Here is a 12,440-nt window from a genome sequence, read left to right as displayed (position 1 = left end):
CAGTGGACTTTCGTCATACGAAATTGGGTAAGATGGAGGAGAAGATGCATGGATGTTGAGATCCATCCGAACGCCAAAAAACACTTGACGGAAAAGCAGGTACTAGGTGCCTGGTTCGCGGTTACTGAGTGCATTCGCCGCGAGTCGGAGGACGAGCCGCCGAGATGGCTTGCCATTGGATGGCTTCCAGATGGTCGAAGTGTGGAACTTGTTGCGGTCGAACTAATTCGTGGATGGCTCATTATTCATGCCCTGTCTCCGGTTCAGAAGAAATTCTGGCAAGAGATCGAGCGAGCTCGGCAGAGGGGTCGATGATGGGCAAGACGTATACGGCCGCTAATGGTCAGGTTGTAACGGATGAAATGATTGACGCGTGGTGCGAGTCGTACGAGCGCGGAGAGTTTCCGGATGGCGAACACACCGTTGGTGGGATCGTGCATGGACGGCCCCCGCTCTCAGGTGAGGGGACGGCAACGCTGTCGGTCAAGATTCCTCTGGGAATGAAGGAGGCCATTCGTCGACGGGCGGCTGCCGAGGGGATGACGCCAAGTGAGTTTGCCCGTGCGGCTCTGAGCGAAAAACTTCTTGCTGCCGGCTGATGCCTCTGACGTGCCGATTTATAGAACCGAGGCTGTGCTCAAAAACTTTTTTTAAATTCTCGGTTGACCGGAACGCGTCCTTGGTTATACTAATCAAGCCTTGAAACAAGGCACACCTCAAATGGCTGGGTAGCTCAGTTGGTAGAGCAGAGGACTGAAAATCCTCGTGTCAGGGGTTCGATTCCCTTCCCCGCCACCTTGAATTGACTAGGACCTCTGCAAAGGGGTCCTTTTCTTTTATGTGGTCCCCACACGGAATCGAACCCCGTGAGGGCGCGGAGCTGAGTAAACGCGTGAGCGTTTGCCAGCGCAGCTCGCAAGGCGCGAAGCGCCGCAGCGGTCCGCACGCGCGGAGCGCGGGCGCGATTCCCTTCCCCGCCACCTTGAATTGACTAGGACCTCTGCAAAGGGGTCCTTTTCTTTTATTGAGGGCTCTGCGGAAATTGCGTCCCGGAATTTGGCTTCAGAGTGGGATGCGTTTTCCGCTTTGAGGCCGCTTGGGAAAGCGCGACCCGGAATCCGGCGTCAGAATGGGATGTGCTTTCCTTTTGCGGTCTTTGGCGGAAACTGCGTCCCAGATCCCGCGCTCAGAACGGGATGCGCTTTTCGGCCGCCTACTTCCGGCGCATATGTACATCTCGGCGCGCCATCTCGGGCCCGCCCAGATATTCCTCCCGCTTTTGCGCCACTTTACAGACCGTTCGGTCGTCTGTCCGCACGCGCGGGTATACTCAAAACGATACTTTTCCTGTGCAATACGATGCAGGCTCAGCCTGCACGATCCGAAGGGGGCAGTGATGGAGAGGATACTCGGCGTTAATCTCTCTGGCTGGTTTATTCCCGAGCCTTGGGTGACCCCGTCGCTGTACGCGGCGACCGGTGCATCCAACGCGGCCGAGCTGCAGGAGGCCATGGGCACCGCCGCCTATAACGAGCGCATGCGCCGTCATTACGAGACGTTTGTGAGCGAGGATGATTTCCGTCGCATGGCGCAGATCGGCCTCAACGCCGTGCGCCTGCCGGTGCCTTGGTATGCCTTTGGCTCACAGGAGTCCGATGCCTCCTACATCTCGGTTGTCGATTACATCGACCGCGCGATTGAGTGGGCTGCCAAGTACAACATTCGCGTGCTGCTTGACCTGGCGACTGTGCCCGGTGGCCAGGGCGATTCCAACGATTCGCCCGCCACGCCGGAGGCTGTTGCCGAGTGGCATTCGTCCACTAACGGCCGCCATGTCGCACTCGACGTGCTCGAGCGCTTGGCCGAGCGTTACGGCGAGGCCGAGAGCCTGCTGGGCATTGAGCTGCTGGATACGCCGCAGATGAGTGTCCGCAAGAGTCTTTTTGCCATGACGGATGGCATTCCGGCTCACTACCTGCGCAATTTCTATCGCGATGCCTACGAGCTCGTCCGTTCGTATATGCCCGAGGATAAGATCGTCGTCTTTTCGTCTTCGGGGCATCCCAGCGAGTGGAAGCATTTTATGCGCGGCGCCAAGTACAAGAACGTCTACATGGACCTTCACCTGTACCATTACCGCGACGAGTATGCGCTCGATATCACGAGCCCCCGCGGGCTGACGACGGCGATTTCCCGTAACAAGCGCGAGCTTAAAGAAGCGATTTCGACTGGGTTCCCCGTGCTGGTGGGCGAATGGTCGGGCGCGGCGATCTTTGCCAACTCGTCGGTTACGCCCGAGGGCCGCAATGCCTACGAGCGCGTGTTTATCGCCAACCAGCTGGCTTCGTTTGCGCCGGCTGCCGGTTGGTTCTTCCAAACGTGGAAGACCGAGAAGCGCATTGCAGCATGGGACGCCCGCGCGGCGCTCGGTACGCTCGAGCGCGGCATGATTGAATAGGTTGATATGACGCAAAACAGCACCCATACGGGCAAACTCTATGTGGTCGGCACGCCCATCGGCAACCTGGGCGACCTGTCCCCGCGCGTTGGCGAGGCGTTTGCCGCCGCCGATGCCATCTGCTGCGAAGACACGCGTGTGACGTCAAAGCTGCTGATGCATCTGGGCATTTCCAAGCCGCTTGTCCGTTGCGACGAGAATGTGATCGCCAGCCGCGCCGTCGGCCTGGTCGACCGTCTGCTGGCGGGGGAGACCCTCGCTTTTGCCTCGGACGCCGGCATGCCGAGTGTGTCCGATCCCGGACAGGCGCTGGTCGAGGCGGCGCGTGAGGCCGATGTGCCCGTTGAAGTTATTCCCGGGCCCTCTGCTTGCGTCACGGCGCTCGTTTCGTCCGGCATTCCCTGCGAGCATTTTTTCTTCGAGGGCTTTTTGGGCCGAAAGCACGGCGACCGCGTGCGCCGTTTACAGCGCCTTGCCGTGGTGCCCGGCGCACTCATCTTCTACGAGTCTCCACATCGCATCGTGGCGACGCTCGAGGCCGTGGCGGAGGTCTTTCCCCAGCGTGAGGTTGCCGTCTGCCGCGAACTCACCAAGCTGCACGAGGAGGTCTTGCGCGGGCCCGCTGCTCAGCTTGCCGAGGAGCTGCGTGCTCGCGGCGAGGTAAAGGGCGAGATTGCGCTGGTCATCGCGCCGCCGAGCGAGGATGAGGAGGCCGGTATCGTGCCGGTTGGCGCCGCGGCAGCGGATCCCGACGAGGCCCTGCGCGAGGATATCCGCGCCGCGCTCGAGGAGGGGGAGCCCGCCTCTGCGGTGGCCAAGCGCCTGTCTCAGAAGTATTCGCGCCGCAAGCGCGATGTCTATGCCATGGTGCTCGATATGCAATAGATGGAGGATATCCAGCCCTTGCGCTAGAATCATCCCCTGTATGCAACGTTTTTCTGGAGGACAAACCCCATGGATCAAAGCAAGCCTTCGTTCTTTATCACGACGCCCATCTACTACGTCAACGCCGATCCGCACCTGGGCACGGCTTATTCCACCATCATCGCCGACGTTCAGGCCCGTTATCGTCGCTCCGCCGGCTATAACGTCAAGTTCCTGACCGGCATGGACGAGCACGGCGAGAAGGTCGCCGAGGCCGCAGCCAAGCATGGCATGACGCCGCAGGAGTGGACCGACAGCCAGGCTCCGCACTTCAAGGAACTTTGGAGCAAGCTCGAGATCTCCAACGACGACTTCATCCGCACCACCGAGCCGCGCCAGCATCATGCCGTGCAGTACCTGTGGGAGCGCATGAAGGAGTCCGGCTACCTGTATAAGGGCAGCTACGACGGTTGGTATTGCGTGCCTGACGAGACCTACTTCACTGATACGCAGGTCCAGAAGGGCGACGAGGAGTACGGCAGCGTCGGCCAGCACCTGTGCCCCGACTGCCACCGTCCGCTTGAGCGCGTGCAGGAGGAGTCCTACTTCTTTAAGCTTTCCGCCTTCCAGGACAAGCTGCTCAAGCTCTATGATGAGCACCCCGACTTTGTCGAGCCTGCGTTCCGTATGAACGAGGTACGCAGCTTTGTCGAGGGCGGCCTCAACGACCTTTCCGTGAGCCGCACGAGCTTTGACTGGGGCATTCAGGTCCCGTTTGACGAGGGTCACGTGACCTACGTGTGGTTCGATGCGCTGCTCAACTATATGACGGCCGTCGGCTACGGTGTCGACACCGACGAGGCGCGTGCCGAGCTGGCCTATCGCTGGCCCGCGCAGTTCCACATCGTGGGCAAGGACATCATCCGCTTCCACTGCGTCATTTGGCCCGCCATGCTCATGGCCATCGGCGAGGCCCTGCCCGAGCACGTCTTTGCCCACGGCTTCCTGACCGTGCGCAATGCCGAGACCGGCAAGGCCGAGAAGATGTCCAAGAGCCGCGGCAACGCCATCGCTCCGCAGGACGTTATCGATATGCTGGGCGTTGAGGGCTATCGCTACTACTTCATGACCGATGTGGTCCCCGGCACCGACGGCGCCATCAGCTTCGATCGCATGGAGCAGGTCTACAACGCCGACCTGGCCAACAGCTGGGGCAACCTTATCTCGCGTTCGCTCAACATGAGCGGCAAGTACTTTGATGGTTGCGCGCCCGCCAAGCCCGCATCGTTCGATGCGTTCGACAACCCGCTGGCAAAGATCGCCGATGGTCTGGTCGAGCGCTACATGGCCAAGATGGACGTGCTCGATTACGGCGGAGCCAAGGACGAGGTCATGGAGCTCATCCATGCCGCCAACCACTACATCGAGGACTCTGAGCCTTGGGCACTTGCCAAGGACGAGGCCAAGGCTGACGAGCTGGCGTTTGTGATCTACAACCTGCTCGAGGCCATCCGCATTGCCGCCCACCTGCTGATGCCGCTCATGCCTCAGACCTCTGCCGAGGCCCTGCGCCGCCTGTCCTGCGAGGACGAGGCCGCGACCGACGACCTCAAGGGCATTTGCGCTTGGGGCCTGCTTGCCGGCGGTCAGCCTGTCGAGAAGGGCGAGCCGCTGTTCCCGCGTCTGGGCTAAGACGCGGCGCGCCATATCGGCAATTTGCTGTTTAGATGTAAGGGCATGGCCGCCACGGTCCATGCCCTTTCGTTTCAAGACGCCGCCATCATGCTAAGGAGGCAACTATGACAACTTCGCCTTTGGCAAACCCCACGGCAACAAGGGAGCTGCTGGAGGAGTTTGGCCTTGCGACCAAGCATCGCCTGGGCCAGAACTTCCTGATCGACAACCATGTGATCGAGCGCATTTGCGAGCTTGCCGAGCTTGCGGGCGATGAGCGCGTGCTCGAGGTTGGTCCGGGCGTTGGCACGCTCACGCTTGCGCTGTTGCAGGAGGCGGCGTGCGTCACGTCGATCGAAGCAGATCCCGAGCTCGAACCGGTGCTCGACGCCCATGCCGCCGACTATGCCAACTTCCGCTTTATCATGAGCGACGCGCTTAAGGTGGGCCCGGAGCAGATTGAGCAGGCCGCCGGCGGCGAGCCCACGGTATTTGTCGCGAACTTGCCCTATAACGTGGCGGCGACGATCATTTTGCAATTTTTCCAGACGATGCCGGCGCTCAAGCGTGCCGTCGTCATGGTGCAAAAGGAGGTTGCCGATCGCATTGCCGCAGTGCCGGGCAACAAGACCTATGGCGGCTATACGGCAAAGCTCGGCCTGTATGCGCAGGTGACGGGTCGCTTTGAGGTGCCGCCGCGTTGCTTTATGCCAGCGCCGCACGTGGACTCGGCCGTCGTGCGTATCGACCGTGTTGACGGCGTGGTGCCCGAGGGGCTCGATCGCGAATTCGTGGCTCGTGTGATCGACGTTGCATTTGCTCAGCGGCGCAAGACCATCCGAAATTCCATGAGCGCCAACGGTTTTGCCAAGGACGTGCTCGATGCCGCTTTTGAGGTTTGCGGTATCGCACCCACCACGCGCGCCGAGACGCTCGATGTTGCCGACTTTGTCCGTCTGGCCCGGGAGCTAATCCATGACGCCTAATGCCGAACGCGTGACGTTTACCAAGAAAAAGAAGACGGTTGCTTGTCCCGTGCCCTTGGCGCCGCTTGCCGACACGCATGCACATCTGCTTTCGTTTTGGGGCAAGGATGTGCCCGAGACGCTCGTGCGCGCCAAAGCCGCGGGCGTCGACCTGTTGGTGACGATGTTCGACCCCATTGCCGACAAGCGCAGCGTGGCGGACTATAGCGACTGGCTGGTGCGCGAGATTCTTCCGATGCAGGATATTCCGCAGATCAAGTATCTTGCCGGCGTGCATCCGTATGGCGCGCCGGACTATACCGACGACGTTCATGCACAGGTCGTTGCGGCACTTGATGACCCCTTATGCGCCGGTATTGGCGAAATCGGCCTGGACTATCACATGGACTATGACGACGATATCGCGCCGGCACCCCATAACGTGCAGATTGATTGCATGGCGCGCCAGCTCGAGCTTGCCGTGCGCCGCAATGTGCCGGTGGAGCTGCACCTGCGTCACGAGGACTCGGATGGGGAGCGCACCTCGCACGTTGATGCGTACAACGTACTGCGCGAGGTGGGTGTGCCCCAGGCCGGTTGCGTACTGCACTGCTTTGGCGAGGACCGAGCCACAATGGAGCGCTTTGTGGATTTGGGTTGTTACATCGCCTATGGCGGCGCGGCTACCTTTAAACGCAACGACGAGGTGCGCGAGGCATTCGCGGCAACACCGCTCGACCGTATTTTGTTCGAGACGGATTGCCCGTACATGGCCCCAGAGCCTATTCGCGGTCTCGAGTGCGAGCCCGCGATGATTTCCATTACGGCAAACGCGCTGGTCAACGACCGTGTCGACCGCACCGGCGATAATGCCGAAGCAATCGCGCGAGCCGCTTGGGAAAATGCCTGCAAACTTTTTCTATAAACGGCTGCCAAGGGGCTGACAAAACTGGTCTATTACCTGCCTTATGCCTGCCCTTGAGCTTACGACGGGGCGTTTCTATTAATAAGTGCCTACGGTTCGCGTCATGTTCCCGCATCTTCGCGCAAGCATATGACAAGCGATTGCCGTTGATCGAAAAACGGCTTGCCCACAACCCTAATATCTACCACGTCATCGCCGGACGGGACAAATAGAACCCCCGGTCCCTCCGGTGCATTCTTGTGTTGTAAGGAGAAGATTGTGGCAGATATCAAGAACAAGCAAATTTCTCGCCGGTCCTTCTTGGGCCTTTTTGGCGCGAGTGCCGTGACGCTCGGCCTCGGTCTCGTCGGTTGCGGCAGCGTCGACGGTAAGGGTGGTGCGGCGACCGCTGGCTCGGATGCCGCTTCTATCGATAAACTTACCATGGTCTGGCTGCCCAACGAGTCCAGCTCCGAGTTCGACGCGGGCCGCGAGGAGTTTGGCAAGGTTCTTGAGAAGTACGCCGGTGTCAAGGTCGAGCTCATGACCACCACCGACTATAACGTCGCTATCGAGGCTATCGCTTCCGGCAAGGCTCAGCTTGCCAACATGGGCGCCGAGGGCTTCATCCAGGCCCAGAAGAAGAACAGCAAGGTTCTTCCGCTTGTGACCACCTCCGACACCGATGGCAAGCTCGACGGCGCCAAGTACTACAGCCGCATCTGCGTGCCCGAGGCCGAGATGAGCGCTTACGCGGATAGCGCCGAGGAGAGCGGCTATTCCATCAAGAACATCAAGGGCAAGCGCATGAGCTTTGTCTCCGCTACTTCCACCTCCGGCTTCAAGGTTCCGTGCAACGCCATTATGAAGGCGTTCCCGGACGACGTGAAGTCCTCCGACGAGCTCAGTACTCCGGGTTTCTTCTCCCAGGTACTCTTTGGTAACTCTCACCCCGGTTCTGCTGTCAACCTGCTGCAGGGTGATGCCGATGTTGCCGCCTTCGACGATGTCGACGTCGACACCTATCTTGATGTCCCCGAAGGCGAGCGCGACGCCGTGAACGCCGCCGGTTCCGTCTACTCCGTCAAGGCCGACGCTCCCCAGCCCTTCGATCGCGTTCAGGGCAAGAAGTTCGGCATCATCCAGTCCACCCCGGTTCTCAACGGGCCTATCGCCGTCAACACCGATAAGGTCCCGCAGGAGATCATCGACAAGCTCGTCAAGGGCTTGACCTCCAAGGAGACCTCTGAAGACGAACTGCTCTTTGCCCCCGAGGATAAAGAGGGCACCGGTGCCGTTTGGAGCCTGGGTGATACCGCCGGCTTCATCGCGGTCGAGGACTCCTGGTACGACCCCATTCGTGCGCTTGACTAATGCATGTCCCTGCGCGCACACGTGCAGATGGGCGGCATCGCGTAGACGATTCGCCGCTGCCAAAACGGGCCGGGCGCGAATATCCGCGTCCGGCCTCGACGTTGATGGGAGGGCATGGAAATGCCACAGAACGCACAGCCTCTCTTGCAGGTGAGCGATTTGACCAAAAGCTACGAGGGCAAACGAGGTGCACGGGAGCAGCATCACGCGCTTTCCGGCGTAGATTTTGCTTGCGGCGAGGGAGAACTGGTTGCGGTGATCGGTCCTTCAGGCGCCGGCAAGTCGACGTTTTTGCGCTGCATCAATCGCCTCATCGAGCCCACGGAGGGGTCGGTTGTCTTTAATGGTCGGGACATTACGCATCTGCGCCGCAACAAGCTGCGTGGCGTGCGCGCGCAGATCGCCATGATCTTTCAGAACTACAACCTGGTGTATCGCCTTACCGCCATTCAAAACGTGCTGCATGGGCGTCTGGGCTACAAGGGTGCTGTGGCGGGGTCGCTGGGCCTCTACAGCGAAGCCGAGAAGCTCCGTGCGTTCGAGCTGCTTGACGAAGTGGGCCTGGGCGAGTTTGCCTATCGTCGCGCCGATCAGCTCTCGGGCGGACAAAAGCAGCGCGTGGGTATCGCCCGCGCACTTATTCAAGATCCCCGCATCATTCTATGCGATGAACCTATCGCGAGCCTTGATCCCAAGAGCAGCCGTGCTGTCATGGAGCATCTGCGCCGCGTGACGCGTCAGCATGGCATCACCTGCATCGTCAATCTGCATCAGGTGGATATGGCACTTGAGTTTTCCGATCGTATCGTGGGCTTGCGTGCGGGCGCGAAAGTGTTCGAGGGTGCGCCTGCCGAGCTGACCCCCCAGATGATCGCGGTGATTTACGGCGATGGAGAAGAGGGCTTCATTTCCGTTCCGGTGTCAGGGCCCCAAGCTGGCGCGACACCCGCATCTGTTGGCATGGCTTCCGCTGTTCCTTCTGGAGCCTTGCGATGAGCGCGGGGGAGTGCGGCGCCATGTCCACAGGCTCTTTTGGCAATGCGAAAGCGGGGAAGGTTCCCGATTTGAGCTGGTTTAGAAGGCGTCAGCTTCGCGCACTCGCAGTAGTTGCGGCCGTTGTCTTGGTTGCCGAGGGGGCATCGCTTGTCGGCGATTTCAGCTTTGGATATGCCTTGGGTTCGGTACCCGCTGCCCTTGCATGGATGCTGCAGAACTTTTGCCCTACGCCATCGTCGTTAGGACAGCTGGGCATAATTGCCACGCAGGTGGTTTCGACGGTGTTCGATTCCATCGCCGCTACGATGCTCGCGGCCTTGCTGGGTATCGTTCTTGCGGTGCTGGGATGCTCGAGCGTCGGTGTCGAAAACGGCATCGTGCGCGGTGTCATCCGCATCTTCGCCAATATCTTTCGCAATGTTCCCATGATTGCATGGGCGCTGCTGTTGCTCCTTTCGTTCAAGCAAAACGAGTTCACGGGCTTCCTCGCGCTCTTTTTGGCGACGTTTGGCCAGATTACGCGCTTTTTTCTGGACACGCTCGACGAAATCCCTTGCGGCCCCATCGAGGCGTTGCGCAGCTGCGGAGCAAGCTTTTGGCAGATTGTCTTTCAGGCGGGTCTGCCGCTTGCCGTTGCAGAGCTTATGAGCTGGACACTCTATATGGTCGAGACCAATATTCGCGAGGCCACGTTGGTGGGCTTGCTTACCGGTACGGGTATCGGCTTTGCCTTCAACCTGTACTACGCGTCTTTTCGGTATGACTGCGCTGGCCTTGTGATTCTTGTGACCATTGTTTTGGTGCTCGTGGTCGAGGCGATTTCCAACGCAGCTAGAAGGTCGATGATCTAATGGATACTTTTGAGCTGACTCCCGCCACGGCCGGTGCGATCGAGCGTTCGCACGCTGGGCATATTCGTCTCGTGTCTCGCCGGGGGCGCAACTATTCTGTCGTGCTTACGCTGGGCATTCTGTGCCTCTTGACGGTCGTTACGTTTGTGCGCATGGATTTTGGCACGGTTGACCTTGGCCGCGCACTCGCTCAAACCTGGTCTGATTTCTGCGCCATGATGTTCCAACCAGCGCTTGACCCGCCGTTGGGAGCTGCGCATTTTAGCTGGGCAAAGGTTGCCGAGAGCACGTTGGTCACCATTGCGGTTACCGTGCTGTGCACCATCATCTCGGCCATCATCTCGTTTTTCTTGGCGTTGGCGGCATCCGAGAACCTCTCGAATCCGCTCGTTTCCAATGCGGTCAAAGGATTCGTTGCTATCATCCGAGCGATTCCAACGATTCTGTGGGTACTCGTCTTCACGGTGGCCATCGGCCTTGGATCCGAGGCGGCGGTGCTGGGAATTTCCTTCCATTCCATCGCGTATCTTACCAAGAGCTACTCGGAGTCGATTGAAGAAATCGATGCAGATGTAATCGAGGCACTCTCTGCGAGCGGTGCCAGCTTCTGGCAGATTGTGTTCCAGGCCATCTGTCCGGCAACCATTACCAAACTGCTCTCATGGACATTTATTCGCTTTGAGATCAATTTTGCCAACGCGGTTGCCGTGGGCGCCTTCGCGGGCGCGGGCGGTATCGGCTTTCAGCTGTATCAGGCAGGCAACTACTACTACAACCTGCACGAGGTGGGCGTGATTGTCTATGTATGCCTGGCTGTGTCGTTTGCACTCGAGTTCATCTCGGTTCGCCTTCGTCGCCGTTACATCATCGACTCGGATAACTAAGGAAAGATTTGCATGCTAACAAGAAGAGAGAGGACCGAGGTCCTGGTTGAGAGCGGCCCTGCGCCTGCGCTCGAACTGGCGGGCCTGGTCGAGGCCGCCGCCCCTGCCGAAGATATTGTGCCGGCGCACCAGGGCCTTGTGATGTGTCAGGTGCGCGAGACGGCTCGCAACAGCCGCTTTTATCTGAGCGAGGTGCTTGTTACCGAGAGCCGCGTGCGCATTGGCGAGGCCGATGGCCTGGGCGTGCTTATGGGAACCGATGCCGCGCATGCTCGTGCGCTCGCGGTAATCGATGCCGCTTATGCAATGGATCCGGCGCCGGCTTGTTTGGCGGAACTCGAGCGCCGCGTCGAGGAGGCGCGTGCTGCCATGTTTGAGCGCGTGGCTGCACAGGATGCTCTCACCTATGTGTCGCGTGTCGAGTTCGATGAAATGTCTGGCCAGGACATGAGTGTTCAGGCGGTGGTCAAATGAACGAGCAGGATGAGGTTTTCGATCGCGATCCGTCCCTTGACGAGCGCGCCTTCGAGCTGCAGGGAACGTTTCGTACGGTTCTGGACTGCATGGCGCGCCCCGGCGAGGTTTGCCGCCTATCCGTCACGGATGCCTATGAGGTCGAGGCGAAGCGCTGTGGCCTATTCCCCGCGACGTTGATGTTGGCGGACATGCTGCTCGATAGCGGTACGACTTTTTGCATGGCGACCACGGGCTTTGAGCGTGCTGCCCGGCAGATCGCGAGTCGAACGCACGTGACTCCTGCGGCGCCGAGCGAAGCTGCGTGCGTGATCGTTCCGGAGGCTTTTCGAGATGAGGGCGCGGCGAGTGCAATCGCTGCGCTTACGGCGGGGACGCTTGAACAGCCGCATCGCGGCGCGACGGTTATCGTCGAGTGCTCGGTGCTTTTGGGACTGGATGCGCAGGGTTTGCGCGTCGGCTCCGCTTCGCACGCGTGTACCAAGAGCTCCTGGGAGCTCGGTGGCCCCGGCGTTGACGGCACTTCGCACTTCTCGTGCGATCGCGGCGATGTCTTGCGCTCGCGTATTGCGCGTCTGGACGAGTTTCCCTGCGGCATCGACCTGATGTTTGTAGACGGGTTTGGCCATATCGCCGCCGTTCCCCGTTCCAGCGCTTGCAGGGAGGTTGAATCATGGGATATGTAGCCGTTTCCGGCGGCGAGCAGGCAATCGCCGCATCGCTTGAGCTGCTTGAGCGCGAGCGCGTTGCGGGTGGCCGCGCGCTCGATCCCGCACTCATCATCGAGGCCATGCCGCATGCGGTCGAGCAGGTGCAGTCTGAGGGCTCCGTTTGGGCTCCCGAGGTTGCTGCAATCGCCCTCAAGCAGGCGTCGGGTTCTATCGAGGAGGCCGTCTTTTTGGTGCGTGCCTACCGTTCCGATCGCGTCGAAAATGTTGGTGTAAGGGCGGCGCCCTAGCGCCCGTTTAACGAAGAACGGCCTTCGTCCTAGAATCT

General features: G+C 60.0%; 14 protein-coding genes and 1 tRNA gene. All 15 read left to right on the top strand.

What is annotated here, in order from left to right; translation table 11 throughout:
* Positions 1-48 precede the first annotated feature (48 nt).
* The 15 genes from PMX21_RS07755 (at position 49) to PMX21_RS07685 (ending at position 12,402) form a co-directional block, all read left to right on the top strand.
* A complete protein-coding gene (locus PMX21_RS07755; RefSeq protein ID WP_035136816.1) occupies positions 49-315 on the top strand; it encodes a hypothetical protein in 267 nt (88 codons plus the stop codon).
* A complete protein-coding gene (locus PMX21_RS07750; protein WP_035137167.1) occupies positions 315-599 on the top strand; it encodes an ATP-binding protein in 285 nt (94 codons plus the stop codon). The genes PMX21_RS07755 and PMX21_RS07750 overlap by 1 nt, the downstream gene beginning before the upstream one ends.
* A 123-nt stretch (positions 600-722) precedes the next feature.
* Positions 723-795 (top strand) — tRNA-Phe (locus tag PMX21_RS07745).
* 601 nt (positions 796-1,396) lie between these two features.
* A complete protein-coding gene (locus tag PMX21_RS07740) occupies positions 1,397-2,458 on the top strand; it encodes a glycoside hydrolase family 5 protein (RefSeq protein ID WP_099432625.1) in 1,062 nt (353 codons plus the stop codon).
* Between the two features lie 6 nt (positions 2,459-2,464).
* Complete coding sequence (gene rsmI / locus PMX21_RS07735) at positions 2,465-3,343, top strand: 16S rRNA (cytidine(1402)-2'-O)-methyltransferase (RefSeq protein WP_271759020.1); 879 nt, start codon at positions 2,465-2,467, stop codon at positions 3,341-3,343.
* A 69-nt stretch (positions 3,344-3,412) separates the two neighbouring features.
* On the top strand, positions 3,413-5,014 hold the full coding sequence (gene metG / locus PMX21_RS07730; RefSeq protein WP_035136821.1) for a methionine--tRNA ligase: 1,602 nt from the start codon (positions 3,413-3,415) through the stop codon (positions 5,012-5,014).
* Between the two features lie 107 nt (positions 5,015-5,121).
* Positions 5,122-5,982 carry a 16S rRNA (adenine(1518)-N(6)/adenine(1519)-N(6))-dimethyltransferase RsmA gene (rsmA, locus tag PMX21_RS07725; protein WP_271759017.1) on the top strand — a complete coding sequence of 287 codons (861 nt, stop codon included), beginning with the start codon at positions 5,122-5,124 and terminating at the stop codon, positions 5,980-5,982.
* The gene (locus tag PMX21_RS07720) at positions 5,972-6,886 is read left to right on the top strand and encodes a TatD family hydrolase (RefSeq protein WP_271759015.1); all 915 of its coding nucleotides are present in this window, start codon (positions 5,972-5,974) and stop codon (positions 6,884-6,886) included. Before rsmA ends, PMX21_RS07720 begins: the two co-directional genes overlap by 11 nt.
* Before the next feature lie 258 nt (positions 6,887-7,144).
* Positions 7,145-8,239, top strand: a complete 1,095-nt coding sequence (locus PMX21_RS07715; RefSeq protein ID WP_215694888.1) for a PhnD/SsuA/transferrin family substrate-binding protein — start codon at positions 7,145-7,147, stop codon at positions 8,237-8,239.
* Positions 8,240-8,359: 120 nt separating this feature from the next.
* Positions 8,360-9,235 carry a phosphonate ABC transporter ATP-binding protein gene (phnC, locus tag PMX21_RS07710; RefSeq protein WP_215694889.1) on the top strand — a complete coding sequence of 292 codons (876 nt, stop codon included), beginning with the start codon at positions 8,360-8,362 and terminating at the stop codon, positions 9,233-9,235.
* A gap of 20 nt (positions 9,236-9,255) precedes the next feature.
* On the top strand, positions 9,256-10,086 hold the full coding sequence (locus PMX21_RS07705; protein ID WP_215694890.1) for a PhnE/PtxC family ABC transporter permease: 831 nt from the start codon (positions 9,256-9,258) through the stop codon (positions 10,084-10,086).
* A complete protein-coding gene (locus PMX21_RS07700) occupies positions 10,086-10,970 on the top strand; it encodes a PhnE/PtxC family ABC transporter permease (RefSeq protein WP_215694891.1) in 885 nt (294 codons plus the stop codon). The genes PMX21_RS07705 and PMX21_RS07700 overlap by 1 nt, the downstream gene beginning before the upstream one ends.
* Positions 10,971-10,982: 12 nt before the next feature.
* The gene (locus PMX21_RS07695; RefSeq protein ID WP_271759011.1) at positions 10,983-11,444 is read left to right on the top strand and encodes a phosphonate C-P lyase system protein PhnG; all 462 of its coding nucleotides are present in this window, start codon (positions 10,983-10,985) and stop codon (positions 11,442-11,444) included.
* Complete coding sequence (gene phnH / locus PMX21_RS07690) at positions 11,441-12,130, top strand: phosphonate C-P lyase system protein PhnH (RefSeq protein ID WP_215694893.1); 690 nt, start codon at positions 11,441-11,443, stop codon at positions 12,128-12,130. Before PMX21_RS07695 ends, phnH begins: the two co-directional genes overlap by 4 nt.
* On the top strand, positions 12,118-12,402 hold the full coding sequence (locus PMX21_RS07685) for a carbon-phosphorus lyase complex subunit PhnI (RefSeq protein ID WP_271759008.1): 285 nt from the start codon (positions 12,118-12,120) through the stop codon (positions 12,400-12,402). The genes phnH and PMX21_RS07685 overlap by 13 nt, the downstream gene beginning before the upstream one ends.
* The last annotated feature ends 38 nt before the right edge of the window (positions 12,403-12,440 follow it).

The sequence above is a fragment of the Collinsella aerofaciens genome (genome assembly GCF_028209885.1).
Lineage (GTDB): Bacteria > Actinomycetota > Coriobacteriia > Coriobacteriales > Coriobacteriaceae > Collinsella > Collinsella aerofaciens_BA.
This window is presented reverse-complemented; position numbering and strand designations above follow the sequence as displayed.

Excerpts from the sequence above, each read along its gene's own strand:
- metG (WP_035136821.1), top strand. The coding sequence starts at position 3,413 with ATGGATCAAAGCAAGCCTTCGTTCTTTATCACGACGCCCATCTACTAC.
- PMX21_RS07685 (WP_271759008.1), top strand. The coding sequence starts at position 12,118 with ATGGGATATGTAGCCGTTTCCGGCGGCGAGCAGGCAATCGCCGCATCG.
- rsmA (WP_271759017.1), top strand. The coding sequence starts at position 5,122 with ATGACAACTTCGCCTTTGGCAAACCCCACGGCAACAAGGGAGCTGCTG.
- PMX21_RS07740 (WP_099432625.1), top strand. The coding sequence starts at position 1,397 with ATGGAGAGGATACTCGGCGTTAATCTCTCTGGCTGGTTTATTCCCGAG.
- PMX21_RS07700 (WP_215694891.1), top strand. The coding sequence starts at position 10,086 with ATGGATACTTTTGAGCTGACTCCCGCCACGGCCGGTGCGATCGAGCGT.
- PMX21_RS07755 (WP_035136816.1), top strand. The coding sequence starts at position 49 with ATGGATGTTGAGATCCATCCGAACGCCAAAAAACACTTGACGGAAAAG.
- PMX21_RS07720 (WP_271759015.1), top strand. The coding sequence starts at position 5,972 with ATGACGCCTAATGCCGAACGCGTGACGTTTACCAAGAAAAAGAAGACG.
- PMX21_RS07705 (WP_215694890.1), top strand. The coding sequence starts at position 9,256 with ATGTCCACAGGCTCTTTTGGCAATGCGAAAGCGGGGAAGGTTCCCGAT.
- rsmI (WP_271759020.1), top strand. The coding sequence starts at position 2,465 with ATGACGCAAAACAGCACCCATACGGGCAAACTCTATGTGGTCGGCACG.
- phnH (WP_215694893.1), top strand. The coding sequence starts at position 11,441 with ATGAACGAGCAGGATGAGGTTTTCGATCGCGATCCGTCCCTTGACGAG.
- PMX21_RS07750 (WP_035137167.1), top strand. The coding sequence starts at position 315 with ATGGGCAAGACGTATACGGCCGCTAATGGTCAGGTTGTAACGGATGAA.
- PMX21_RS07695 (WP_271759011.1), top strand. The coding sequence starts at position 10,983 with ATGCTAACAAGAAGAGAGAGGACCGAGGTCCTGGTTGAGAGCGGCCCT.
- phnC (WP_215694889.1), top strand. The coding sequence starts at position 8,360 with ATGCCACAGAACGCACAGCCTCTCTTGCAGGTGAGCGATTTGACCAAA.